Raw genomic sequence first — 22898 nt, 5'->3', positions numbered from 1 at the left:
TGTAATGTCGCGCATGGTGTTGTTCTAGTTTGTTTTTGGCGAAATTGATTAGATCAAACAGCACCATGCGTGTCTACTAATTGATTGTACAAGGAATTATCTGGGGATTCCCTAGATGCGGGCGTTAGCCGATATAAATCTTCACTCGATAGCCATTAATTAGAACTAAAAAACTAACTCGGAAATATCCAAATATGATTTTGTTTTTGAATGTTCTGTGGGGAACAAAAGCGGTCAAATCGAAGAGACGATAGATACCAGTGTAAGCACGCTTTTGGCTCTCGGCGGCAAGGACGCCGCCGTGAAGCCTCCAGGGACGGAATCTCGGCGTGCCAAAAGTGTGCTTGCACATAAGCCTGCCGCAGGCAATTGATACACCATGAAGCCAGGGTTCAAAGTTAACCTTCCAAATATCAAAATAAGTTTGATGCTCAGTTAATAAGCCCTTCGATGAAATGCAGCTAGATAGTCTAGTGCTGCACCTGCCGCAGGCAATAAGTTCACCATGAAGCTATGGCTTCAAACTCCCTTCATAAACCCCTAGGCAGATCGACGCTTCACTCCGAAAAGCGCAGAACAATCTTCGTTATCAAGTCGATTATTGAAAATCACCCTGAGATGGGAAAGAAGAAAGGAGGGAGCCATCTGACTCCCTCACAGATGCCCGCTATTTGGGTTCGAAGGTAAAAGACTGCCCGGCCAGTGCGGCTTCATACATCAGGCCACCTTTGGCGGCGGTGAAGATCGCCATGCCGTTGATGTAGGCGGCGCTGGCGGCCTTGTTGGCACCCGATTGGCCGGCGCCCGCCGAGTTACCTGTGGTACCCACCTGGGCATTGGCGCCGACATTGATGGCGACCGCCGAGGCGGTGGCACCAAATTCGAAGCTGCCGCTGGTAAACTCTTGATAAGCTTTGGCATCTTTGAAGAAGATGATCTCGCTGTAGGCCTGTCCGCCGAGCTGGAAGCCAATGGACAGCTGGGTCAGGCTGGAGTCGCCGGTATGGGCGCCGCCCTTGTAGACCCGTCCCTTACCGTAGGCGGCGCCTATGCCTATGCCGCCCTTGCCGACGGTGGGAAAGATGGCGTAGCCATAGGCGGAGTTGAAGAACTTCTGGGTGTCCGGGGCTTTCTTGAAGTTGGCGATCGCCTCGCTGTAGCTGTCGGCGGCGAGCGTCATGGGGGACGTCAATAATCCCAATGCCACACAACAGCTTAGAATTAAGGTAGACAGATACTTATGCATGATGACCTCCATCGATTTGGATGGTTTTAGCATAGTTCGACTGGTTAAGAATGAAAACGCCTGTTGATGAAAAAAGCGCCAAAAGTGGCGCTTTTTCGATTGATGTCAGCTCGGGTTCAGCTAACAAATAGGCTTTTACTTAGCCTCGTCCATCTGCTTACCCAGCACATAGTGCTCGAACCACAGCTTGTCCCAGTCCATCTTGGCTTGTCTGTGCTGGTATTTGCTCAGACCATGGCCTTCACCCGGATAGACCACCAACTCGACCGGCACGTTCAGGTAGTGCTTCAGGGCGCGGTAGAGGCCCTGGGCATGACCCAGTGGCACGCGCTGATCGTTTTCGCCTATATGGATCAGGGTCGGTGTCTTGATCTTGTCGGCGTGAGTCAGCGACGAGCCGTGGGTATAGGCCTCAGGCTTCTCCCAGGGCAGGCCCTGCATGAAGTTGATCACATGGCCTGGGGTGTCTTCCAGCATCCACTGCAGGCGCTGGTCGAATACGCCGGCGCCCGAGCTGGCGGCCTTGAAGCGATTGGTGGTGCTGATGAGGGCGTTGGTGAGGTAGCCACCGTTGCTCCAGCCCATCACCGCCATCTTGTCACCGTCGGCGATGCCCTGTTTGATCAGATGATCGACACCGGCCATGATGTCGGCCACCTCTATCTCATGCTCCTGACCTACTAGGTCCGTGAGGAACTTGTCGCCATAGCCGGTAGAGCCGCGGTAGTTAGGCGACAGCAGTGCCCAGCCGTTGGCGGTAAAGGTGGCGCGGCCGTAGGATCTGTGTTGCAGCGCGTAGGGGGTGGCCGAGGTGGGACCACCGTGGATCTGCACGATCAGCGGCAGCGGGCCGTCGCCCTTCTTGTAGCCAGCGGGAAGATCCAGTATTCCCTCCACCTGGCTGCCGTCGGGCGCGGTCCATTTCACCACAGAGATCTCTGGCAGGATCCAGCTGTCGACCTGAGGGTTGATGTTGGTCAGGCGCTTGTATTTGGCCTTCTTGCTGGCGGCATCGGCGATGAAGAGGTCGCTGAAATGATCCAGGCCGTTGTGGCTGAAGGCCAGTTTCTTGCCGTTGTGGCTGAAGCTATAGCTGCCCATCACCAGGTCGCCGGCCAGTACTGTGCGGGTATCTCCCTGGCCCTTGCGCTCGATCTCGCTACAGAAGAGTTTGACTCTGGCATGGTCGTAGCCGCGATAGCAAATTTCGTCGCTGCCTGGTCGCCAATGGATGTCGCTGGAGTTGAAGGTGACATCGCCCTCTGTCTTCACCTGAATTGGCTTGGCCTTGTCGTCCTGTGGCTTAGCCACAAACAACTTGCCCGGGTGGCCGTCGAAGTCGATGCGAAACGCCAGGCGTTGGTTGTCTTCATGCCAGGCCAGGCCCAGTAGCCAGCCGTAAGGCGAGGGCGCCTGTTCGCGCCAGGCGCTGTCTTCCAGCACCTTGTTCTGCTGTGACTGGGTGTTGAACACCTCTATGTTCGACCAGCCTTCCAGGTTGACCAGCTCGTTGTCCTGTGTGGTGATACGGGCGATCTGGCTGGCGTCCTGATTGACGCTGAAGTTCCACACCACCTTGTCATCGTCCAGTACCAGGCTCTGTTGGTAGTGGTCGAGATCTAGCTTGTAGAGGGGGTTGGTGGTGACCTTGCCGTGACCATACTTAGGCGCGCCGTGTTTAGCTCTTACCTTGGCCCAGATATCTTTGTCTGTGGTGGTCTTGTTGGCGAGAAAGTAGAGGCTCTTGCCATCTTGGCTGAGCTGGAACTGCTTTACCCCTTCGGCCTCTTTGGTGACAGGCACTGCCTCAGTGCTGCCCAGGTTGATTCTGAACACCTGAGCCTTGCCATTGTATGGCGCCTTGTTGTCTTCACGGCTCTGCTTGACCAGGTAGTAGATGGCGCTACCGTCCGGGCTCCACTGAGGGCTGGACTCGCTCTCGTTGGTGAAGGTCAGGCGGCTGGTCTTGCGCGACTTGGTATCGATAAGCCAGAGATCTTTCTGGGTCTTGTCCAGCTCCTTGTCCCAGCGGGATTCTAGCCAGAGTGCATGTTTACCATCTGGACTGAGCCGAACGTTGCCCATGTTGCCTATGGTGAAAAAGTCATCCGTGGTGATCTGGTGAGTACGCTCGGCGGCCAATACGCCGCTGCTCAGTCCCATAGTCGCCGCACAGATCGCCGCCAACGCGGTGAGTCGATATCCCCTTCCCATCTTGATCCCTTCTCTAGTGGTTGCTTGAGTAATTCTTGTTAATTGAGGTGGTTAAGCCCAAATACATTAACGCAAAACCGCTTAGGTATAAATTGGGTTAATTATTTTTTGTCGGATTGCAGCAGTTGTTGCAGGTAGTTGAGCTCTTCGGCACTGAGCAGCTGACGACTGCTGCTTGCCTTAGGTTGCAGATCCGGGGCGAGACGGCCCCTGAGATAGGCCGACATGGTGATCTGCTTGAGGCCGTAGAGGGCCAGTAGATAGAGGCTGAGAAGCAGAAACAGCCGGGTGCTGGCCTGGGCCGCCAGGCTGACCTTATCTCCCAGCAGGTAGGGCAGTATTACCAACACCATGCGTACTAGCCAGTTGGTCAACATGGCCAGTGTCAGCGCCAGCAGCCACCTGAATTTGATATCCTTTAGGCTGTCCTGATGGGCGCGGTGGGCCCGTCCCTTGAAGCGGCGCAGCAGACGCAATATGGCGTAGAAATAGAGGCCGGTCTGCAGCACCAGCAGCAGGGGTAACAGGGTGCCCAGCAGGGTGACATGGTTTAGCTGGGTGAGGTTACTCGTCGTGAGTAGCTGTCTCACCTCGCCGCTCAGCAGCACGCTGAGGCCGATCACCAGCACTAGGGCGATGGCAGGCATAAAGTGGCGCGACAGACCGATAGACCCCCTGATGTCGTGCAGGCTACGATAGCAATAGAGATAAAGCATGGGCATCAGCAGGAAATAGGCCGGGATCAGCAGAATAAACAGCTGTTGCAGCGGCAGGGGCGAGTTGTCTCTGTTGAGCAGGCCGGTAAGAAAGTAGAGGGCCAGCAGGCTGAAGATGGCGCCTAGTAGCTTGTGGTTGTCGTTGCGGTCACGGTAGAGGTACCTGAGGTAAAGCCCCAGGCCGATACAGTGCAGGCCACCCAGCAAGGAGAGCCACCAGTATCCTTCAAATAATAAGCCGTGAGCGTGCGTATCCATGGTGCTCATTGTTGACGCAAAATGGTCACCGAGGCAAGGGTGAGATGGGATTTTGCCATCAATTCCCGCCAGGGGTTACGGCCCTGATCTCAGCTTGGAAATAGCCGGTTAACTCAAGGTAATTTTCGGTCGCTATTGGCCCAGATTATTGCTGGGCCGTCATCATGGATTAGGAGGACTCTTGCTTCTCCTTGGCCAGTCTCAGGTGACGGTTAGATGCCGCCGCGGGGGGCTTGCCCGGCACAGGACCGCGTTCGGCCCACAGGTGACGTATGGCCATGATGGGGTGGGGCAGTAACATGCGCGGGCCGGAATAGATCATGATCTCTCTCGCCTTGGCCTTTGGCTCTGGCTTATAGCAATGCACAGGGCACTTGTTACAGGTGGGTTTGTCCTGACCATAGGGACAGCGATCCAGCCTGGTGTGGGCATACTCGAGAAACTCGCTGCACTCTGGGCAGTTGGCGACATCGCCCTTGGCCTCGCAGTGGTCCTTGCAATAGATATGTACCATGGCGGCGATCGTCTTGAACTCTCGCAGCAGCTTACCACTTAGGATCTCTTGACTCATGATATATCCGACTTGTTTACTGGGTTATAGCTAGCCTAGCCCGAGGCGAAAGCGAACACAAAAGCAAGGCGCGAAACTATGAAGATGCGCACAAAATGGCACTTTTGGCCGGTGCAGTCCGCCTGGGAAAACCAAGGCTGAGAGGACCATTTTCATCCCCTAGGTATGATTTTATTGGCTGTTTTTGATACCCGAACGAAAAAGAGGTATAAATATTTGATTTATAGCAAGAGAATCGACTAATAATATCGGTTAATATCTAGACATATTTGCGATATGAAACTGCCTGATACTGGGCGCGATTAATCAACGGTGGATGATAATGAAATATATAGCCATTATTTTGCTGGTAGCGGTGGGCGTGTACCTGTACAAACGAGCACAGCGACTGGCACAGGAAGAGCAACAAGCAACCCAGAAACCGGTTGAGAAGATAGTATCGGGCGAAGCGGTTAATGTGCCTAGCGAGGAAGTGGACCAGGAAGCGGAGAAGGTGGTATCAACCCCTGCCGACGAAGGCGTGACCTTCGAGCCTACTGAGCCCGTTGAGAAGGCAGAGGTCGTCGAGGCTGTCGAAGAAACGGTAGAAGAAGTTACCCCAGAGGAGAAGCCGGCCGATGTAGCGTTTGAGGCGGAAAAAGCCCCAGAGCAGGCTGCTGCAGAGCCAGAGCCAGAGCCAGAGCCAGAGCCAGAGCCAGAGCCAGAGCCAGAGCCAGAGCCAGAGCCAGAGCCAGAGCCAGAGCCAGAGCCAGCCTTCAAGATGTTGGCGGTGACCGACGAATCCTGGGCGAACGACAAGCTGAGCGCATCCTTAGCTCTATATCGCGCCGAGCCAGAGGCCGAGGGTAAGCATGTGGCGTTGCTACAGGCGATCGCCGAGTGTTACAAGCAGCGTAAGCAGGAAGATTACCGCGAATATGGCGCGGCATTGTCGCCTTACTATCAATCACTGTTTGCGGCTCTGCCTGCTCCCACCAAGGAGAAAGGCGTCGGCTTCATGCAGCTGGCTACTCTGCTCAACGACTGTGGCGACTTCGACGGCGCCATTGCCATCTGTCAGGCGGCCATAGGCTATGGGCTCACAGATGGCACGGTTACCGGCTTCGAGGGACGTATCACCCGTATCGAGAAGGCCAAGGCTAAGGCGCAGGCCTGATCTTAGGCGTCGCAGTAATCTACTGCATCTCGGCGAATAGCCGTGTAAACTAATCAAGTAATACTAAAGAGGCGATCTGAGTGTCGCCTTTTTTATGTCTGGAACATTTATGTCATTTTCCCAGGGATGGACAGAAAATGACGTTATGTCTGGAACATTTATGCCATTTGCCCAGGGATGGAGAGGAAATGGCGTTATGTCTGGAACATTTATGTCCCATTCGCAGGATGACTGGATTGAGTCCCAGGGATGGACAGAAAATGACGTTATGTCTGGAACATGTATGCCCCTGGTCGATGAGCGATATTGGCGTTCGTTTAACTTGGGTAGTCTGTGGCCTACAGGAGATCAAAATGCGCAGCATCATGGCTTTCGCGGCGTTACTATTAACTATGACGGCTTGTACCCAGGTGCCACAATGGACACTTTTCTATTATCCCGATGCGGCACCAGGCGCATCTGCCGAGACCTTGATTAGTCAGGGGGAGCTGGATCAGCACATCAGTGGCTACTATCAGCAGCTGGATCAGTGCCTGGCCAAGGGCGCGGGTATGATGAAGCTGAGTCAGACGGGTCGCGGCAGCTATCTGTGCGGTGAGCGCTGTCAGCGCAATGAGGCGGGCGAACTTGAGTGTCAACGCCTGGAAATTCCGGTGAGCCAGTGAAGCATAAGGGCAAGCCAATGAAGTTTAAGCAAGATTATTTCGACCAGCTAAGCGGGTTTTATTCTCAGGTGACCCCTCAGGGGCTGCCGCGACCCCAGTGGCTGGCCTGGAGCGAAGATGCCGCCGCGCTAATAGGGCTGAAGCAGCCGGATGATGAGCTGCTAAAGGGGCTGGCGGGCAATCAGGCAATCCCGGGCGCCAGCTATTATGCCCAGGTGTACAGCGGTCATCAGTTTGGCGGCTACTCGCCCCAGCTCGGTGACGGCCGCTCCATCATACTGGGTGAGGCCAAGGGCCCACAGGGCTACTGGGATGTGGCGCTTAAGGGCGCGGGCATGACTCCCTATTCCCGCCATGGCGATGGCCGCGCCGTGATGCGCAGCGCGGTGCGCGAGTTTCTGGTGTCCGAGGCGCTGCATCATCTCAATATCCCCACCACGCGTGCCCTGGCGGTGATAGGCTCTGATTTGCCTGTGTGGCGAGAGACCCAGGAGACGGCGGCCATTACCGTGCGTCTGGCCAGGAGCCATATCCGCTTCGGTCATTTCGAGTTCTTCTGCCATAGTGAGCAGGGCAGCAAGGATAAGCTCAAGCGGCTGATCGACTTTACCCTGAGCCAACACTATCCAGAGTTGAGCCTTGATCAGGCAGGTTATATCGCCTGGTTTAACCGTGTGGTGGCCGATACCGCCAAGCTGATCGCCCATTGGCAGGCCGTCGGTTTCGCCCATGGGGTGATGAATACGGACAACATGTCCATCCTCGGCGACAGCTTCGATTTCGGCCCCTTCGCCTTCCTCGATACCTTCGAGGAGGGCTTTATCTGTAACCATTCGGATCCCGACGGTCGCTATGCCTTCGGTCAGCAGCCGGGCGTCGGTCTGTGGAACCTGCAGCGTCTGGCCCAGGCCTTGGTGCCGGTTATTGCCTCGGACGATCTGATCGCCGCCCTCAATACCTACCAGCACCATCTGGTGCAGGCCTATCTGGTCTTGATGCGTGATAAGCTTGGCATCAAGGAGCCAGCAAGCGCCGAGCAAGATGAGGCAGATCTGCAGCTGATCGGCGGTTTTACCCAGCTGATGGAGGCCAACCGTCTGGATCATACCAATACCTGGCGCCGTTTCACCCAGCTGGACCCGAATAGCCAACATTCATCCCTCAGGGATGACTTCATCGATCTCGCCGGCTTCGATACCTGGTATCAGGCCTATCGCGAGCGCCTGGGACTGGTGAGTGATGTGGCCAGCTGGCAGGCGGCGCGGGCACAGGTGAACCCTAAGTATGTGCTGCGTAACTATCTGGCCCAAGAGGCGATTATTGCCTGTGAAGAGGGCAATACCCAGCCGCTGGCGGAGCTGCACCGGCTGCTGACACGCCCCTTTGACGAGCAGCCGGATAAGGAAGCCTACGCCAAGCGTCCACCCGAATGGGGACAGGGACTTATCATGTCCTGTAGTAGTTAGTCTTATTAGTTCAGCATGCTGATTGAGCAGAATTTAGTTTGAAGAGGCAGGGAACCCCCTGAGTAAGTTATGAATCAAGAGTTGAAGATCAGCGCCATTAAGGTAGAGCCCCAGGCCAAGAGCCTGTCTATCTTGGCCGATGTCGATTTTGACCAGTTCGATCCTTTTGCCGAGGCGCTGGTTAAGGCGCTGGATTGCCGGGTGATCGAACGTCACTGGGGCGCCGACCGGCATCAATGGCTGCTGGAGTTCGAGGGCAGCCTGTTGCAATTGAACTATGAGTTTTATGGCGATGTCTGCTGGTTGTCGGTGGAGCGTGACGATGAGGTCGAGGTGCTCGTCTATCTGGCTAGTCTATTGGAGTCACAGAGATGACAGAGTCTATGCAAGGAGCGGGGTTTCATTTTCAGGCCTTGACGCCGGATCTTATCCTGGATGCCATAGAGTCTGTGGGCATCTACCCAGAGACTGGGCTGCTGGCCCTCAACAGCTACGAGAACCGCGTCTATCAGTTTCGTTGCGATCTGGGGCAGCGCTATGTGGTGAAGTTCTATCGCCCCGAGCGTTGGAGTAACGAGCAGATCCAGGAGGAGCACGACTTCTGCGCCGAACTGGTGGAGGAGGAGATCCCCGTGGCGGCGCCTGTGATCATCGAGGGACTCTCACTGCAGGAATATCAGGGCTATCGTTTCGCGCTGTTTCCTTCCATGGGCGGGCGTGCCTTCGAGGTGGATAACCTAGAGCAGCTCGAGGAGGTGGGGCATTTCATCGGCCGTATTCATCAGATGGCCAAGCGGCGCCCCTTCCTGCACCGTCAGACCCTGACGCCTAAGCTGCTGGGCGATGAGTCTCTTGACTGGCTCAAGGGCTCTAAACATGTTCCGCCCAGCCTTGAGACCGCCTATTTCACCATAGTGGAGCAGGTGCTGGAGAAGGCGAAAGCCATCTGGCATCAGTATCCCTGTGAGGCGATACGCCTGCATGGGGATCTACACCCCAGTAACATCCTATGGACCCCTGATGGCCCGGGGTTCGTGGATCTGGATGATGCCAAGATGGGGCCCGCGGTGCAGGATATCTGGATGATGTTGTCGGGGGAGCGCGCGCAGCAGACCCTGCAGTTGGAGGTGTTGCTCGAGGCCTACGAGGAGTTTTGTGATTTCGATAATCGTCAGCTGCATCTTGTCGAGTCGCTACGGGCGATGCGCATGTTGCATTACAACGCCTGGTTGAGTCGCCGCTGGCAGGATCCCGCCTTTCCCATGCATTTCCCCTGGTATGGCGAGGAGAAATATTGGGAGCAGCAGATCCTGGCCTTCAAGGAGCAGCTGGCCAAGTTGGATGAGCCAGCGCTCAGCCTGATCCCCTATTAGCCTGGGTAAAGTTGGCTGTAATTTGTAACAGAAAAATGAACTTATCCGCTTGAGGTGGACTCCAAACCACTTTAAGGTATGGTCAATCTTATTGTCATAGTGGTGCTTTGGCACTGTTAAGGAAGCATAATGAAGAAAGCGTTATTGGTAGCACTGGCACTCTTAGTTGCCCCTATGGCGGCACTGGCCGCCGATTACAAAGAGGGAGTTCATTACACAGTGATCAACGATGGCCCGGCCACGGCTAAGCCAGAGATCGCCGAGTTTTTCTCTTTCTACTGTCCACATTGCTATAACTTTGCCAAGACACAGGTGCCAAAGATCAAGGCTAACCTGCCAGAAGGTGTAGTGTTTAAGCAGAACCATGTTGAATTTATCGGTCGTGAAATGGGCCCAGAGATGTCTCGTGCCTTCGCCGTGGCGCATCAGCTGAAGGTTGAAGACAAGATGGAACACGCGCTGTTTGCCGCTATCCACGACAAGAAGCAACGTTTCGTTAGCCGCGACGATATCCGTCAGCTGTTCATCGCCAATGGCGTGTCCGGTAAGGATTTCGATGCCGCCGCAAACTCATTCATGGTGAGTGCGCAGATGGCGCAGATGAAGCGTGCGACTGAGAATGCCAAGCTGTCTGGCGTACCTGCCCTGGTGGTGAACGGTAAGTACCGTGTCGAGACTGGCGCGATTAAGTCTTACGACGAGTTGCTACAGATCGCTTACTACCTGACGAGCATGAAGTAATCGACCGCTTGTTATCGAAAGGGGCCTAGGGCCCCTTTTTTGTTGCCCAGAATAAAAAAAACCGTATTTCCGGTCGCTATGGAAATACGGTTATTGAGCTAAATAGCTCTATTTACCCTGAGTAACTCATTCAATCTACCAGCGCGTCAAAAATTTGGCAAGTGACAATTTTTTTATTTGTCCTAGTCTATTGGTCTGATAGACAAGGTGAATTTTTAGCACTATGGCATCTGGGTCAAATTTAGCGAAAAAAATGCTCAGAAAATTGAAACTAACATGGTACAAGACCTGTCGAATCTAAGTATAAAAAAAAGAAAGCAGGTCTTGCTTGGAGGTCTCATGAGAGTTTTTCCTGTCTACGCACCGAAATTAATTGTGAAACATGCCCGTATCTTTGTTTCTGGGGTGATCTGGGTGAAAGACCTGGGGAGATTAGAGTTCGAGAAAGGAAAGTTTTTGTTGCCGCGTCAGAGCCTGCCTCAGGTAAAACGCGCCATCATGGAATTGAATGAATTAATCGAGCACCAACATAACGAGGCGAAGACGGCTTAGGTCTTCGCTCATCGAAAGCGCTCATCATAGGGGCGCTTTTTCACTCGCTTAGACGAAATCTTGTTGATGTTATTCTTTAACTTCGTCGTTTAGCAGACCCACAAGTCCGGTGACTTTCTCGTTCCAAGAGTTGAGATCTTGGCTCAGCTGTTGATTCTGTTCGCTCAGGGTGTGGTTCTTCTGCTTCTCTTCCTCAAGCTCCATTTTCAGTAGCTCAATGGTTTCGAGTGCCGCTTGGATTTTTGTCTCCAGCTTGGACAGTAGTTCAAGGCTCATGGGGAGGTCCTAATAGTTTCTGGATGGTGCTTAGATTCTATCAGTGCGGCTATCTGAGTGAATAGCTAATTCGTGCTAAATGTCTAAAAATCCGTCTATATATGGATTAAAGATTGTTTATTTCGTCGGCGCGGTGAGCATACTTCCTCGAATGGCTTGTAGCCGACCTGTCGGCGACCTCTGCCGTTAATCTTCTTCGGACTTCTCAGTAGGTGCGATCACCACGCGACTAAACGCTGCGCCTTGGGTTAAGGGGGTGATGGCCAGGATATGATCCAGGCGGATCGCCTGCTCGCCCGCCCCGTTTTTCACCGTCAGATACTCACTCTTGTCCGCCTTGGTGGTGAGCGTGATGGCGGTGGCTCGAATCTCCCCGGTCGAGGTCTCTATAAGCAGCTGATAACCCTTGATACAGGCCAGCTCCAGATGGTCGTGAACATGACAGTCTATGATGCGATAGGGGGTCATAGGTTTTCCTTAGGTCGAAGAGTGCGTCTTTGAACGTAAACGGCTTGGCGCCGGGTCTATTGAATAGACACACTTCATCTTGGAGGATAAGCCGTGTCGAGTAAAGTCACCTTCTTGCTCATACTTGCGCTCATACTTAGCCTATTGGTTCTCCCGGCCTTTGCGGTTCAGACGCTGACCCAGTTTCACAAGCGTAGCGGTGAGCAGCAAGCCCTGGTGGTGGAGCTGTTTACCTCCCAAGGCTGTAGTAGCTGCCCTCCCATGGAGCGTTGGCTCTCGGGATTCAAACAAGAGACCGGCCTCTGGCGCGATTACTTTCCCTTGGCCTTTCATGTGACCTACTGGAACTACCTCGGCTGGAAAGATCCCTTCGCTAAACGCGCCTTCAGTCAACGTCAGTATGACTACCTCAATCACAAGGGCATCTCCCAGGTCTATACCCCGCAGCTGGTGATCAATGGCCGAGAGTGGCGCCCGGGGCGGCAGGCGTTGCTACCCGACGAGTCCGACAAGCGAGCGCTGGTGGGCAGATTAAGCCTGACCATAGAAGGGCAAGAGTTCACGGCCAGCTTCGATAGCCGGTTGGCGAGTAATGAGGGACTCACCCTGCATCTTGCCTTGCTGGGTAGCGGCATGGCGACTCAGGTTGGTAGGGGAGAGAATAGTGGCAAACGGCTGGTGGAAGATTTCGTGGTCTTAAGTCATGAGCACTTTCGAGGCATTGACGCTACCCAGGTAAGCTTCTCAGGCACTGTGGGTGCCTTACCCGGTGAGGCCAGAGAGGCGAAGCGCTTGGCCTGGGTGGCCTGGATAGAACAAGATTATCTCCCCCTGCTCGCGGTTGGGGATTGGCTGGAGAATGAGCCAATAGATGAATAATAAAAAAGCCCCTTGCGGGGCTTTCTTGTGAAGACGTGGCTTAGAAGCGATAGTCTACAGACAGGTAAACCTGCTGGCTGTCATCCAGTGCGAATGATGCCTTGTCGCCTGCTTCTGAAGCGAAGCCTTTCTCATAGTCTTGCTTCAGGTAGCGGTAGCCGATCTCTGTGCTCAGGCTGTCGTTGATCTTGTACATGAAGCCTGTTTGGCCACCCCATACGAAGTTGTTCTTAGATTCCAGCATATCTGTGTCAGGGCTAGTGTGGTTCACACCCGCAGTCGCACCGATAAACCAGTTGAACTTGTTGTTCGCATCCAGACCGACTAGGTAGTCGTAAGACATCAAGAAGCTCTGTTGCCTAGCGAAGTCGTCTGAGTTGTAAGAGTAAGTACCGTATACGCGGTTGTTGTCATTGAGGTAAACACCGCCGCGTAGCTCATAGATGATGTCGCTATCTGAATCTTTGAAGCTGCCCTTGCTGAAGTCTGGATCGACGGCTTCGGTGATATCTACCTTGTAGTTGTTCTCTTGTGAACCGATACCGCCACCGATGAACCAATCTGCGGCCATGGTTGGCGCTGACAATGCTGCGGTGATCACTGCGGCTACTGCTAATGTCTTCTTAGTCATAATATGCTCTCTTTTAAAAGGTGGTGTTGTTTTCGTTGAGGGCATAGTAAGTTAGCCTTGCTGAACCAAAACTGAATGAGATCTGCAAGTTAGGTTGTATGTGTCTTGTCTATAGATGTGGACTTGCGGGGCTTAGGGCAACCGACCGAGTGTCGAAATGAATAAGGAGTGTGATGATGAAACTGGTGTTTGTACATGGATGGAGTGTCACCAGTACCCAGACCTATGGCGAGCTGCCCCAGGCATTGCTCAAGCTGGCCCCCGAGGCCTTGGCCCTGGATATTCAGCATATTTACCTGGGACGCTACATCAGTTTTAACGATGCAGTGACGCTTGAAGATCTCAGCATTGCCTTCGAGGCCGCCCGCCGCGCGGAGCTGGGTGAGGAACCCTTCTCTGTTATCACTCACTCCACAGGCGGCCCTCTGATACGCCACTGGTTGTGTCGCTACTACAAAGAAGCTAAATCGACGCCGCTGCAGCACCTGATCATGTTGGCCCCCGCCAATCATGGCTCGGCCCTGGCGCAGCTGGGTAAATCCAGGGTGAGCCGACTCAAAGCCTGGTTCGATGGGGTCGAGCCCGGCCAGCGTGTATTGGATTGGTTGGAGCTCGGCAGTGACGGCCAACACGAACTCAACCTGAGCTGGCTGCAAAAGGACTGGCTGGGTGCCGGCGTCTATCCCTTCGTGCTCACCGGAGAGGCCATAGACGGTGCTCTATATGATTACATGAATAGTTACACCGGTGAGGCAGGCTCGGACGGAGTGGTGCGGGTGTGCGCCGCCAACATGAACTTTGTTTACGCCAAGTTAGCCCAGCAAGTTGGCGAGCAATGTCAGAGCTTCGACGGCGAGTGCGCCGAGACCCTAACATTGACCCAGCTGAGTCAACCAATTGAGCCCTGCGTCCTTGGCATAGTGCCTAAGGCGAGTCATAGCAATCGCAAGATGGGGATCATGAACTCTGTGACCCAGCGAAATGCCGCGAACAAGCCGGTAGTCGACGACATCCTGGCCTGCCTGGCGGTCGACGGCCCTCATGTATATCGCCAACTCAGGGAGCAGATGGCGGAGGCGTCGGAGGCGAGCAGGAAGCCGCCCCGTTTCTGCATGCTAGTGGTGCGGGTGTTCGACCATTTGGGTCATAGCGTTACCGATTTCGACTGCTATCTGCTGGCGGGCGATGAGTATCACGCCTCGAAGTTGCCCCGCGCCATGGTGCGAGATAAGCAGCGTAACAGCGTCAACGGTAATGTGATCACTTTTTATCTGGATGCCAACAAGCTTTCCAAGATACGTGCAGGCAAGCTGGGGCTTAAGTTGATCCCCAGACCCAACGAGGGTTTTTGCCATTACAAGAGCGCCGAGTTTCGTTGCGAGCCCCAGCAGCTAACCCAGCTGTTTGGCGCCGATCAGACCCTGATGCTGGATATTCAGCTCGAGCGCTACATAGCCCCCAATACCTTTAGCTTCGCCAAGATTGGCGAGCCGGAGGATTTCAAAGGGATCTCCCCAGACTCGTCGTGTGAAAAGAGATGTGAATAGCAAAAAGCGGAGCCCGAGGCTCCGCCTTTTTAGGCTTAGCGGCCGAGATTACTTCTTGAAGAAGGCTTGGTTGGTGCCATATGGGCCTAAGTTAAGGTCGCGCTTACGAATGGCATCTACGCGATCGAAGGCTTCTTCGGCAACCCGTAGGTTTTTCACGTCTTTACGCCAGTAGTATTTGAAACCGTCGAAATGGGCGTTGTTTGGGTACCAGTAGATCACGCCCAGCCCCTTGTCAGACATGATAGGTGTGTTGTGGATGGTTGCACCGGGAATATAGAAGTATTGGCCGGTACCGAGTTTCTTAAATTGGTTGTCCGCCAGAGTTTGTCCCTCGCCGTTGACCACGTAGTAACACTCAGGTTGACCGTGGAAGTGAGGCGCATGGTCTGACTTGCCACCATCGGTAATACCAATCACCACAGGGCTGTCAGATAGCTCTTTCCAGATATAACCAACAGGCGACTTTGTGCGGTCACAGTCTTTCACTTCCAGGATATTGCCATCGTCATCCAGGGTCTTACAGAAGCGCTGATCGGCGGCGATGCTGTCGTTGGCCTGGATGGTGGTGAAGTCAATCTTGCCCGCCTCCCAATCTGCGATATAGGCCTCGACCTCAGGGTTGCTACACTGTTCTGGCATAGTGTCCTGTGGGGAGTAAGGTGTGCTGTCGTAAGGCACCGGCGTCATCTGCTGAAATGGCAGCTGGGCATGGTTGCATTGTGGGCCCTGGGCCACGGCTGTGGTTGAAGCCAGTGCGGCAACACCTAAGAGCATTTTTAGTTTCATCATTCCTGTCCTATTTTTTGCGGCCCTGAGGCCGTGCTATTTTGGGTGTAAATTTGTGTATGGACTAACGATAAAGTGATTAGTTTGTTGTAAAGGTGAAATGGATCACGTCACTTTTTTAACAGCAAACTTATTCGTGACTTGGCTCGCGAATAATCTTACCTATTGCGCCTCTCACAGCGAAAGCTGCATGCTCAGCTGGGCATAGTTGGAGGCACCTCGTGGGCGCGGAGCCGCGGCATTTCTAATGGCATCCTCAATCTCATAGCGTCCTAACTCAATGCCGACACTGAGTGCAGGTGTGAGGTCGGTAAACAGGTTGATGCCCCAATGGTGGCGATCCGTCTGTTCGACCTCTGTGGTGGTGCGCCCATAGAAGATGGTCGAGCGGCTGCGCTCGCTCCAGAAATGGCGATAGGCAAACATGCCCGACAGCGACGTCTCTATCTCACCCTCTATGATGTCTCTGGCTGCATCTGTTCCCACATAACGCCCCAGGTTGCCGTAGTGCAGTTGCAGGCGCAGATCGTCCCGGCCGAGAGTGAATAGTTTGGCGCCCACAGAGAGTCCACCACCCCACTGCCGGCTGCAGTCTGGGTCGAGATAGCGGATCAGGGCCGATACGGATACATTGCCCCAGTCGCCGGTTTGGTTATATCTGATGATGGTGTCGGGCAGATAATCGTTGTTGGTGTCTATCCATTGCGTCTGCCCCTGGTTGTCAGGTCTAGTGGTGCCATAGGTGTATGGATTTTCCAGGGCAAATTGCCAGTGTGTGGTGCTAAAGCGAAACTGCGCCTGTCTGACCATGGCCTGGCCGACCAAGGGGCCGCCGAGATCGGCGGTTTCGGCGAAGCTGCTGGTGTTGACCAGGGTCGACCAGGTTTGCCCGGCGGTAAAGCCTTGGTACTGAATGAAGGCGTGCCTGAGTCTTGGAGCATAAGAGTTGGAGATGATGGGATTCCCCTGGGCGGAGCCGACAAAGTCTATCTCGGCGAAGCCGATGATCTGCTCATGATTGAGTCTGACATTGAAGCGGCTCTCCTGAGCGCTGAATTGGGTGCGTTTAGCCGATGGAGCCACCTGTCCGTCGCCGGCCCAGCTGTCCTGATAGGCGATATTACCGTCGACATAGCGTGCATTGGCCTTGAGAAATCCCCCCAACTCAATGCTGGTGGCATGAGCCGGTATGGCCGAAAAACTGAGGCAGAAGAGGGCACAGCTTAAGTATGTTTTCATAGTCTTGGGGTTGATTGTTGGAGAGGGAAATGAAAAAAAAGCCCTATCAGATAGGGCCAGATCTAAAATGCGTCTGCTTGGGGAGCCGCATTGAATCTCAATAAAGGGAAAATGGCAGAAACCGGGTGAGAGCGAGTCGGTTTCTGCCGAGCACTTAGGTTGCTCCTTAGAAGTAGTAACCGAAGTTGATGTTGACCCGCTTATCCCAATCGTCGCCCACTTCGGGTAATCCTACGTGGTCATTATTGGCGGTAGAGAAGGTCATGTTCTTACCCATGACGAAATCGATCATGGTGTAGGTGGGGCCTGCCGCGATGGCACAACCTGTGACGTTTTGCATGCTGTTGTCATAGCTGTCATCGGCGACATCCGGGGTCATCACGCCAAAGTCGTTATAGCACTTCACGCTACCCCAGTCGGTGTTGAAGGTCTTGGCGACGTTGACGCTGTAGGCCTGGCCCTTGGAGGCGATCTCATACTGCCAGCTCACCACAGAGACACCGATCTTGTTGGGTTCGACGGCGTCGGCGGCGTCATATTCATACTGCATGGCCTGCAGCTGAAGGTTCCAGCCCTTGTAGCTGCTGTCTAAGTGCAGCGCCACCGCATAACGGTCACCGTTATTGCCCGTTTTGTTGTTATAGATCTGACCGTACTGTACAGAACCGCCAACCGTGGTCGAGCCACCTTCATGCTCCAGGGTATAGGTTTGGCGCACGTTGAACTGGTTGGTCTCTTCGTTGTTGTACTCGGTACCGTTGATGGTGCCTGTGTAGAGATCGGTTGCGTAGCGCTTGTTCTCTGTCGGGCCATATTCAGGGTTCTTGTAGAAGGCCAGATCTGTGTGCCAGCCGTTCTTCTCATACACGGCCTTGATACCTACATCATGATCATCTTCGAAGCCCAGGTAGTAGGGGATGCCGAACCACCAGCTGTTGGAGATGAAGTCGCGGTTACCAAAGGGCACCTTGTTGATACCGAACTGCAGCTGCCAGTCCGGATCTATGTTGTAGTAGCCGTAGCCATACTTGATATAGTCTGTGCTTGAGGTGAAGCGGTATTCAGCCGCCAGGCCCCAGTCGCCTTTCTTGCCGTTAAACTTGATGGCGGCCATGTCGAAGGTCAGGTCGCCGCCCTTGTCTTTAGAGGCATCGCTATAGGCTTTATAGCCATAGTTAACACGTACCGCGCCGCCGACATTGATGCCATCTTCCTGCTCCTGGGCAAATGCCGGAGAAGCAGAGAGGGCGATCGCTGTGGCGACCATGGACAACATAAATTGAGTGGTCTTTTTCATCATCATTACCTATTAGTATTTTTAAGTATTTACTTCAGAAATCGTTACATCTCACCAAACCAGGTGCGGTGACATTCGGCGCACACGGGAGCCTTCTTCTCATGCTCACCATGGCAGGCCAGGCAGCTTGCTCCCTGGTTGTAGTGCAGTGACTTGTGCGGATGGGCCTCTGGGATCGCCAGCCTGCTCTCGTCTACCGGGATGCTGTTGATCTCGCCGTGACACTCGACGCAGGCGCTGTCTGTGGCGTTCTTCTTACCCGAACCCTGATGGCAGCCTTGGCAGCCGTCCTGATAGATAAACTCATGGTTGGTGCGTCCCTGAGTCTTGCCCTTCATCTTGACGAGCTCGCCCGCATAGGCGCCCGAAGAGAGTGCTAGTCCGAGTAAGAGGGTTAAAATACATTTGTTCATAGTGATTAAGCCTGCGCGTCAGATTTGATGGTTTCAGAGACGACGATTCCCATCGCCAAACATTCGAGACAAGAGGTTGAGCTGAGTCTAGCCTCGCCGTGAACGCCCCCCGTGACCTCACCTATGGCGTAGAGCTTCTTGATGGGCGACATGGAGCGGCCATCGATAACCCGGGCGGCGAGATCGGTTTTCAGGCCGCCCATGCAGTAATGCACCTTGGGCCAGATGCGCGAGACTACAAACGGGCCGGTGAGCACTTCGGCCGTGTCCATCTTGCGCTTGAACAGCGGGTCTTTACGGGCGTTAACGTGGCCGTTGTACTCGCTAATGGAGCGCTTGAGCTCGGCCGCCGGGATGTTGAATTTGCTGGCGATCTCATCGAGGCTGTCCAGTTTCCAGGCCATCTTGTCGCGCAGTGCACGTACCACACGGTCGTCGTCCTTGTATTTCTCGTAGTTGAACAAGACCACAGGGTAGGCGGGGCTGTTGTCTGGATAGCGGTTCTTCATGATGGCTTCGGAGCAGGTCTTGCGATCTGCACGCTCGTCCATGAAGCGTTTGCCATTGAGGACGCTGATGGCTGCTCCCTGGTGCCAGCCGATAGAGAGCAGGGCGTTTGACCAGCCAAATCCGCCCTCGTCAGGGGAGCCCCAGTGACCGGTCTGGATCAGGTTCATATGCACAGGTAGGGCGCCGTGAGCCATGGCGGTGAGGGTGACCTCGCCGGTGGCGCCAAGGGCATTGGTGCAATCGAGTGTCGGGTCCAGTGAAGGGTCGACCATTTCGCGCAGCTTCATGTTACGGGCGAAGCCACCATTGGCCAGGATGACGGCCTTGTTCGCCTTGATGTAGATAGAGCTGCCTGTGGTGATGTCGGGGAAGCGGTAGTTCTTACGCACCTTGACGCCGACGATCTCCTGACCGTCCATGATGAAGTCTTCGATGTAATGCTGCAGGCGATATTCGACACCTTCTCTGACACCCGCCTCGTACAGCTTGGTGGTGATGTCGCCACCCGTGCCGTGTTGAGTTCGTATGGCGCGAGCCTTGTTATGCCCGCCGACCTGAATGTTAAAGCCGTCGCGAAATTTTACGCCCGTGCCGATACACAGCTCGTAGGCATCTAAGGCTCTATTGGCGATCTGACGCAGCGCTGCCTCGTTTTGCATGCCGCGACCCGAGATGATCTGATCCTTGACCAGCTCTTCCGGTGAGTCGTCTTCGATGCCTTGGGCCAGTTGAACAGGGTTCTTGGGAATGGCTAGCCAGCCGCCGTTGATCGCAGAGTTACCGCCGATGACCTGCATCTTCTCGAGTACCAATACCGATGCGATTCCCTGGCGCCTGGTGTTGAGGGCGGCAGAGAGTCCGGCGAAGCCTGAACCGACCACTATGACATCATGAGACTCGTCCCATTTAATCGCCTTGCACTCGTTCGCCGAGCTGGTGCTAGGTAGCGCGGCGGCCATGCCGCCTATGGCTGCACCCGCACTAAGCTTTAAAAAATTTCTTCTGTTGTGCATCTAAAGTGTCCTCTGTCTCTGTATGCAGCCAAAGATAGAGGTTCTGTGGAGGGCTAAAGTTGAACTAAGTCACGGCTTTCTTGGGGTGGCAAACTTATTCGTGAACCAGGTCTCGAATAAGTTTTCTGAAATGTTTGCTGTGCGGGAAGAATGTTGCCGTAACTGGGTATAGGGTGAATTTTCCTGGGTGAATGTTTGTTTGACGTAATTCACAAAGCGGTGCAATAAAGACCCCATTGCGTGAGGTTAGTCCCGATTAAATCGGCGTTCGCTGTAATTCAAAATCAAAATCAGCACATACTCTCGGCTTCTCTATGATGAAGGTACAAACGATGAAGTGTCCCACTGAAACCTTGCCCATGATGCGTTGCAATCAGATATTGGATGCTGCCGAGCTGCTCATCGAGTCTCAGGGGATCGTCTCATTTAAGTTTTCCCAGTTGGCCAAAGAGGTGGGGTGTTCCACCGGAACCCTGTATAAGTTTTTCGAGCGTAAAGAAGATGTCTTGGTGTGTCTGTTCTTACGCAGCGCGACATCGAACCACCTACCGATTTTTATCGACAAGCATCCAGAGCTGAGCGAGTTGGAGAAAGTCCTCTTGCCTGTGTTGTTCACCTTCGAAACCATTAGCCGCAGCAAGAGCTTCTTCACCCTGCGTTCGGTCTCGGTCAATACCATGGTGTGGCAGCTGGCCAGCGATGAGAAGGTGGAGCGCTTTAAAAAACGCATCAATGCCTTCTGGGGCTGGTTTACCGACTCACTTTATGCTGCCGTGGAGCAGGGAGAGTTACAGGCAACGCCGCTTCAGATAAAGGAGTTGGTGCAGGGAATTACCTTCTATCTGACCGGGTCGCTGACTCAGTTTGAGAGCCAGCTGATTGCGCCCGAATATCTGTCTAATCGACGAGAAACCTGTTATCGCCATCTGGCTAGGCTGATGGGGCAGTACAAGTGGATTCAGCCTCTGACGCCCGAGCTGTTCGATGGTCTCGAGGCGAGAACCAAAGCATTTTTCGATCAACACTATCGTGACCACATGACCTGTGCGGCTTGCAGTGCACTGTCAGGGGTAAACCTGAAAGATCGCACCGCCTGTGTCAGGCAGGCCTATCAGTAAAAAAGCCCTCGATAGGGTCGAGGGCCGGGCCTAAGTTTGTCGGTGTGATTTGATGAGCAATAGTGCGGCCCTAAAGAGGTAAATTAGGTGGTAGGAGCAACTGCCACCTAACTTGTGTTGTCTAGGTTAGAAATAGTAGCCAAAATTGATGTTGACCCGCTTATCCCAATCGTTGCCGACCTCGGGGAGTCCCACATGGTCGTTGTTGGCGGTAGAGAAGGTCATGTTCTTGCCCATGATGAGATCGATCATGGTGTAGGTAGGGCCTGCCGCGATGGCACAACCTGTGACGTTTTGCATGCTGTTGTCATAGCTTTCGTCGGCGACATCCGGGGTCATCACGCCAAAGTCGTTGTAGCACTTCACGCTACCCCAGTCGGTGTTGAAGGTTTTGGCGACGTTGACGCTGTAGGCCTGGCCCTTGGAGGCGATCTCATATTGCCAGCTCACCACAGAGACACCGATCTTGTTGGGATCTACGGCGTCGGCGGCGTCATATTCATACTGCATGGCCTGTAGCTGAAGATTCCAGCCCTTGTAGCTGCTGTCCAGGTGCAGCGCCACGGCATAGCGATCGCCATTGTTGCCTGTCTTGCTGTTGTAGATCTGACCATATTGCATTGAACCACCTAGCGTCGTCGAGCCGCCTTCATGCTCCAGGGTATAGGTTTGGCGCACGTTGAACTGGTTGGTCTCTTCGTTGTTGTACTCGGTGCCGTTGATGGTGCCTGTGTAGAGATCGGTTGCGTAGCGCTTGTTCTCTGTCGGGCCATATTCAGGGTTCTTGTAGAAGGCCAGGTCTGTGTGCCAGCCATTCTTCTCATACATGGCCTTGATACCTACATCATGATCATCTTCGAAACCTAGGTAGTAAGGGATACCGAACCAGAAGCTATTGGATATGAAGCCTGGATTACCAAAGGGCACCTTGTTGATACCGAACTGTAACTGCCAGTCTGGATCTATGTCGTAGTAGCCGTAGCCATACTTGATATAGTCTGTGCTTGAGGTGAAGCGGTATTCCGCCGCTAGACCCCAGTCGCCTTTTTGGCCGTTGAACTTGATGGCCGCCATGTCAAAGCTAAAGTCGCCAGTTTTGTCTTGAGAGGCGTCACTATAATCTTTATAAGCGTAATTGACCCGAATGGCACCGCCGACATTGATGCCATCTTCGGCGTGGACGATAGTGCTTGCGCTGCCTAGAACGAGGGCGAGTGCGATGCTAGAGCTTAAGAGTGTGGCTTGTTTCATCATGTTTACCTATAGAGTTTACTGCGCGGTGCCGAGCTTAGTGAGAGTGGTTCGTTGCCGAAGGGGCGATTTTGACTGGATAGGGAATAGCTTCATCGCCCTGAATGAAGTAACCCGTTTGTGCAAAGGCATTCTTTTCCGATCGCACCGCAAGTCTGCCGGAGATGTAGACAGGTTGCTCAATCTCTGGAAGTGCTATGGGCTGCTCAAACGTCACGTGAATTAATTGATTAGGGCCCGGTGGCGGTCTATGGATACAGGCGCCTAGTCGAGGCGACAACAGAAAGTCTCGTGTCTGCCCCTCGAGTGCATCCAATGGGATGACGAAGCCGGGAATGACCACACGTTCACCATCGAGAGCCTGGTTAATGTTGACTTCGGCCGGGAGCTTAGCCGGCCCGGGGGCGAGACTGTTCCATAGGATCGCCTGCGGTTCCTTTGCAAAAAGATTGCTGCTAAACAGTAAGCTAAAGATAAGAATGTATTTTTTCATAGTTATTTAAGGGGCC

At 53.9% G+C, this 22898-nt stretch carries 24 protein-coding genes; 10 read left to right on the top strand and 14 right to left on the bottom strand.

Annotation, left to right across the window (positions count from 1 at the left end):
- Positions 1-667: 667 nt before the first annotated feature.
- The 4 genes from GNT65_RS17855 to GNT65_RS17840 all read right to left on the bottom strand — a co-directional run bounded on the left by GNT65_RS17855 (position 668) and on the right by GNT65_RS17840 (position 5005).
- Positions 668-1246 (bottom strand): lipid-binding SYLF domain-containing protein, encoded by a 579-nt coding sequence (locus GNT65_RS17855; protein ID WP_144203877.1) that lies wholly within the window; start codon positions 1244-1246, stop codon positions 668-670.
- A 135-nt stretch (positions 1247-1381) separates the two neighbouring features.
- Positions 1382-3460: a S9 family peptidase gene (locus tag GNT65_RS17850; protein WP_160798555.1), complete on the bottom strand. Its 2079-nt coding sequence runs from the start codon at positions 3458-3460 to the stop codon at positions 1382-1384.
- Between the two features lie 101 nt (positions 3461-3561).
- The gene (locus GNT65_RS17845) at positions 3562-4434 is read right to left on the bottom strand and encodes a hypothetical protein (protein ID WP_239872427.1); all 873 of its coding nucleotides are present in this window, start codon (positions 4432-4434) and stop codon (positions 3562-3564) included.
- A 169-nt stretch (positions 4435-4603) separates the two neighbouring features.
- The gene (locus GNT65_RS17840) at positions 4604-5005 is read right to left on the bottom strand and encodes a nitrous oxide-stimulated promoter family protein (RefSeq protein WP_160798553.1); all 402 of its coding nucleotides are present in this window, start codon (positions 5003-5005) and stop codon (positions 4604-4606) included.
- Between the two features lie 322 nt (positions 5006-5327).
- Between GNT65_RS17840 and GNT65_RS17835 the strand changes: the two genes are divergently transcribed.
- The 7 genes from GNT65_RS17835 (at position 5328) to GNT65_RS17805 (ending at position 10958) form a co-directional block, all read left to right on the top strand.
- A complete protein-coding gene (locus GNT65_RS17835; protein ID WP_160798552.1) occupies positions 5328-6161 on the top strand; it encodes a hypothetical protein in 834 nt (277 codons plus the stop codon).
- A 260-nt stretch (positions 6162-6421) separates the two neighbouring features.
- A complete protein-coding gene (locus tag GNT65_RS17830) occupies positions 6422-6826 on the top strand; it encodes a hypothetical protein (RefSeq protein WP_244952223.1) in 405 nt (134 codons plus the stop codon).
- Between the two features lie 17 nt (positions 6827-6843).
- Positions 6844-8292: a protein adenylyltransferase SelO gene (locus tag GNT65_RS17825; RefSeq protein ID WP_160798551.1), complete on the top strand. Its 1449-nt coding sequence runs from the start codon at positions 6844-6846 to the stop codon at positions 8290-8292.
- Positions 8293-8361: 69 nt separating this feature from the next.
- Positions 8362-8667, top strand: a complete 306-nt coding sequence (locus GNT65_RS17820) for a DUF3630 family protein (RefSeq protein ID WP_181006357.1) — start codon at positions 8362-8364, stop codon at positions 8665-8667.
- Positions 8664-9665: a serine/threonine protein kinase gene (locus tag GNT65_RS17815; protein WP_160798550.1), complete on the top strand. Its 1002-nt coding sequence runs from the start codon at positions 8664-8666 to the stop codon at positions 9663-9665. The genes GNT65_RS17820 and GNT65_RS17815 overlap by 4 nt, the downstream gene beginning before the upstream one ends.
- A 129-nt stretch (positions 9666-9794) precedes the next feature.
- A complete protein-coding gene (locus GNT65_RS17810) occupies positions 9795-10406 on the top strand; it encodes a thiol:disulfide interchange protein DsbA/DsbL (protein ID WP_160798549.1) in 612 nt (203 codons plus the stop codon).
- A 339-nt stretch (positions 10407-10745) separates the two neighbouring features.
- Positions 10746-10958 carry a DUF1107 domain-containing protein gene (locus tag GNT65_RS17805; RefSeq protein WP_041511813.1) on the top strand — a complete coding sequence of 71 codons (213 nt, stop codon included), beginning with the start codon at positions 10746-10748 and terminating at the stop codon, positions 10956-10958.
- Positions 10959-11027: 69 nt separating this feature from the next.
- On the opposite strand, the gene GNT65_RS17800 is transcribed toward GNT65_RS17805, so the two are convergent.
- Together GNT65_RS17800 and GNT65_RS17795 are read right to left on the bottom strand one after the other, a co-directional pair.
- A complete protein-coding gene (locus GNT65_RS17800; protein ID WP_160798548.1) occupies positions 11028-11234 on the bottom strand; it encodes a cell division protein ZapB in 207 nt (68 codons plus the stop codon).
- Between the two features lie 186 nt (positions 11235-11420).
- Positions 11421-11702 carry a Rho-binding antiterminator gene (locus tag GNT65_RS17795; RefSeq protein WP_160798547.1) on the bottom strand — a complete coding sequence of 94 codons (282 nt, stop codon included), beginning with the start codon at positions 11700-11702 and terminating at the stop codon, positions 11421-11423.
- Positions 11703-11795: 93 nt separating this feature from the next.
- Here GNT65_RS17795 and GNT65_RS17790 point away from each other — a divergent pair, with 93 nt between their 5' ends.
- Positions 11796-12581, top strand: coding sequence for a DUF1223 domain-containing protein (locus GNT65_RS17790; protein ID WP_160798546.1), 786 nt, complete (start codon positions 11796-11798; stop codon positions 12579-12581).
- A 40-nt stretch (positions 12582-12621) separates the two neighbouring features.
- On the opposite strand, the gene GNT65_RS17785 is transcribed toward GNT65_RS17790, so the two are convergent.
- Complete coding sequence (locus GNT65_RS17785; protein ID WP_160798545.1) at positions 12622-13212, bottom strand: outer membrane beta-barrel protein; 591 nt, start codon at positions 13210-13212, stop codon at positions 12622-12624.
- Between the two features lie 176 nt (positions 13213-13388).
- On the opposite strand from GNT65_RS17785, the gene GNT65_RS17780 reads away from it, so the two are divergent.
- Positions 13389-14759, top strand: coding sequence for an esterase/lipase family protein (locus GNT65_RS17780; RefSeq protein WP_160798544.1), 1371 nt, complete (start codon positions 13389-13391; stop codon positions 14757-14759).
- A gap of 48 nt (positions 14760-14807) precedes the next feature.
- Here GNT65_RS17780 and GNT65_RS17775 read toward each other — a convergent pair whose 3' ends face one another.
- The 5 genes from GNT65_RS17775 to GNT65_RS17755 all read right to left on the bottom strand — a co-directional run bounded on the left by GNT65_RS17775 (position 14808) and on the right by GNT65_RS17755 (position 20020).
- Complete coding sequence (locus GNT65_RS17775; RefSeq protein WP_160798543.1) at positions 14808-15551, bottom strand: cupin domain-containing protein; 744 nt, start codon at positions 15549-15551, stop codon at positions 14808-14810.
- Positions 15552-15722: 171 nt separating this feature from the next.
- Positions 15723-16787 (bottom strand): porin, encoded by a 1065-nt coding sequence (locus GNT65_RS17770; RefSeq protein WP_160798542.1) that lies wholly within the window; start codon positions 16785-16787, stop codon positions 15723-15725.
- Positions 16788-16953: 166 nt separating this feature from the next.
- On the bottom strand, positions 16954-18087 hold the full coding sequence (locus GNT65_RS17765; protein ID WP_160798541.1) for a hypothetical protein: 1134 nt from the start codon (positions 18085-18087) through the stop codon (positions 16954-16956).
- Between the two features lie 41 nt (positions 18088-18128).
- Positions 18129-18497 (bottom strand): cytochrome c3 family protein, encoded by a 369-nt coding sequence (locus GNT65_RS17760; protein WP_160798540.1) that lies wholly within the window; start codon positions 18495-18497, stop codon positions 18129-18131.
- Positions 18498-18502: 5 nt separating this feature from the next.
- Positions 18503-20020 carry a flavocytochrome c gene (locus GNT65_RS17755; protein WP_160798539.1) on the bottom strand — a complete coding sequence of 506 codons (1518 nt, stop codon included), beginning with the start codon at positions 20018-20020 and terminating at the stop codon, positions 18503-18505.
- 332 nt (positions 20021-20352) lie between these two features.
- On the opposite strand from GNT65_RS17755, the gene GNT65_RS17750 reads away from it, so the two are divergent.
- Complete coding sequence (locus GNT65_RS17750; protein ID WP_160798538.1) at positions 20353-21138, top strand: TetR/AcrR family transcriptional regulator; 786 nt, start codon at positions 20353-20355, stop codon at positions 21136-21138.
- 126 nt (positions 21139-21264) lie between these two features.
- Here the strand turns inward: GNT65_RS17750 and GNT65_RS17745 are convergent, their stop codons facing one another.
- A complete protein-coding gene (locus GNT65_RS17745; RefSeq protein ID WP_160798537.1) occupies positions 21265-22392 on the bottom strand; it encodes a hypothetical protein in 1128 nt (375 codons plus the stop codon).
- 34 nt (positions 22393-22426) lie between these two features.
- The gene (locus tag GNT65_RS17740; protein ID WP_160798536.1) at positions 22427-22882 is read right to left on the bottom strand and encodes a DUF3299 domain-containing protein; all 456 of its coding nucleotides are present in this window, start codon (positions 22880-22882) and stop codon (positions 22427-22429) included.
- Positions 22883-22898: the final 16 nt, after the last annotated feature.

It is taken from the genome of Shewanella insulae, assembly GCF_009831655.1.
Taxonomy (GTDB): Bacteria; Pseudomonadota; Gammaproteobacteria; order Enterobacterales; family Shewanellaceae; genus Shewanella; species Shewanella insulae.
Note: the sequence above shows the minus strand (reverse complement) of the source record. Positions and strands in the feature narration are given on the sequence as shown.

Excerpts from the sequence above, each read along its gene's own strand:
- GNT65_RS17755 (WP_160798539.1), bottom strand. The coding sequence starts at position 20,020 with ATGCACAACAGAAGAAATTTTTTAAAGCTTAGTGCGGGTGCAGCCATA.
- GNT65_RS17800 (WP_160798548.1), bottom strand. The coding sequence starts at position 11,234 with ATGAGCCTTGAACTACTGTCCAAGCTGGAGACAAAAATCCAAGCGGCA.
- GNT65_RS17805 (WP_041511813.1), top strand. The coding sequence starts at position 10,746 with ATGAGAGTTTTTCCTGTCTACGCACCGAAATTAATTGTGAAACATGCC.
- GNT65_RS17820 (WP_181006357.1), top strand. The coding sequence starts at position 8,362 with ATGAATCAAGAGTTGAAGATCAGCGCCATTAAGGTAGAGCCCCAGGCC.
- GNT65_RS17850 (WP_160798555.1), bottom strand. The coding sequence starts at position 3,460 with ATGGGAAGGGGATATCGACTCACCGCGTTGGCGGCGATCTGTGCGGCG.
- GNT65_RS17815 (WP_160798550.1), top strand. The coding sequence starts at position 8,664 with ATGACAGAGTCTATGCAAGGAGCGGGGTTTCATTTTCAGGCCTTGACG.
- GNT65_RS17845 (WP_239872427.1), bottom strand. The coding sequence starts at position 4,434 with ATGGATACGCACGCTCACGGCTTATTATTTGAAGGATACTGGTGGCTC.
- GNT65_RS17750 (WP_160798538.1), top strand. The coding sequence starts at position 20,353 with ATGAAGTGTCCCACTGAAACCTTGCCCATGATGCGTTGCAATCAGATA.
- GNT65_RS17810 (WP_160798549.1), top strand. The coding sequence starts at position 9,795 with ATGAAGAAAGCGTTATTGGTAGCACTGGCACTCTTAGTTGCCCCTATG.
- GNT65_RS17835 (WP_160798552.1), top strand. The coding sequence starts at position 5,328 with ATGAAATATATAGCCATTATTTTGCTGGTAGCGGTGGGCGTGTACCTG.
- GNT65_RS17760 (WP_160798540.1), bottom strand. The coding sequence starts at position 18,497 with ATGAACAAATGTATTTTAACCCTCTTACTCGGACTAGCACTCTCTTCG.
- GNT65_RS17795 (WP_160798547.1), bottom strand. The coding sequence starts at position 11,702 with ATGACCCCCTATCGCATCATAGACTGTCATGTTCACGACCATCTGGAG.
- GNT65_RS17830 (WP_244952223.1), top strand. The coding sequence starts at position 6,422 with ATGACGTTATGTCTGGAACATGTATGCCCCTGGTCGATGAGCGATATT.
- GNT65_RS17765 (WP_160798541.1), bottom strand. The coding sequence starts at position 18,087 with ATGATGAAAAAGACCACTCAATTTATGTTGTCCATGGTCGCCACAGCG.
- GNT65_RS17855 (WP_144203877.1), bottom strand. The coding sequence starts at position 1,246 with ATGCATAAGTATCTGTCTACCTTAATTCTAAGCTGTTGTGTGGCATTG.
- GNT65_RS17825 (WP_160798551.1), top strand. The coding sequence starts at position 6,844 with ATGAAGTTTAAGCAAGATTATTTCGACCAGCTAAGCGGGTTTTATTCT.
- GNT65_RS17840 (WP_160798553.1), bottom strand. The coding sequence starts at position 5,005 with ATGAGTCAAGAGATCCTAAGTGGTAAGCTGCTGCGAGAGTTCAAGACG.
- GNT65_RS17770 (WP_160798542.1), bottom strand. The coding sequence starts at position 16,787 with ATGAAAACATACTTAAGCTGTGCCCTCTTCTGCCTCAGTTTTTCGGCC.
- GNT65_RS17740 (WP_160798536.1), bottom strand. The coding sequence starts at position 22,882 with ATGAAAAAATACATTCTTATCTTTAGCTTACTGTTTAGCAGCAATCTT.
- GNT65_RS17785 (WP_160798545.1), bottom strand. The coding sequence starts at position 13,212 with ATGACTAAGAAGACATTAGCAGTAGCCGCAGTGATCACCGCAGCATTG.
- GNT65_RS17745 (WP_160798537.1), bottom strand. The coding sequence starts at position 22,392 with ATGATGAAACAAGCCACACTCTTAAGCTCTAGCATCGCACTCGCCCTC.
- GNT65_RS17780 (WP_160798544.1), top strand. The coding sequence starts at position 13,389 with ATGAAACTGGTGTTTGTACATGGATGGAGTGTCACCAGTACCCAGACC.
- GNT65_RS17775 (WP_160798543.1), bottom strand. The coding sequence starts at position 15,551 with ATGATGAAACTAAAAATGCTCTTAGGTGTTGCCGCACTGGCTTCAACC.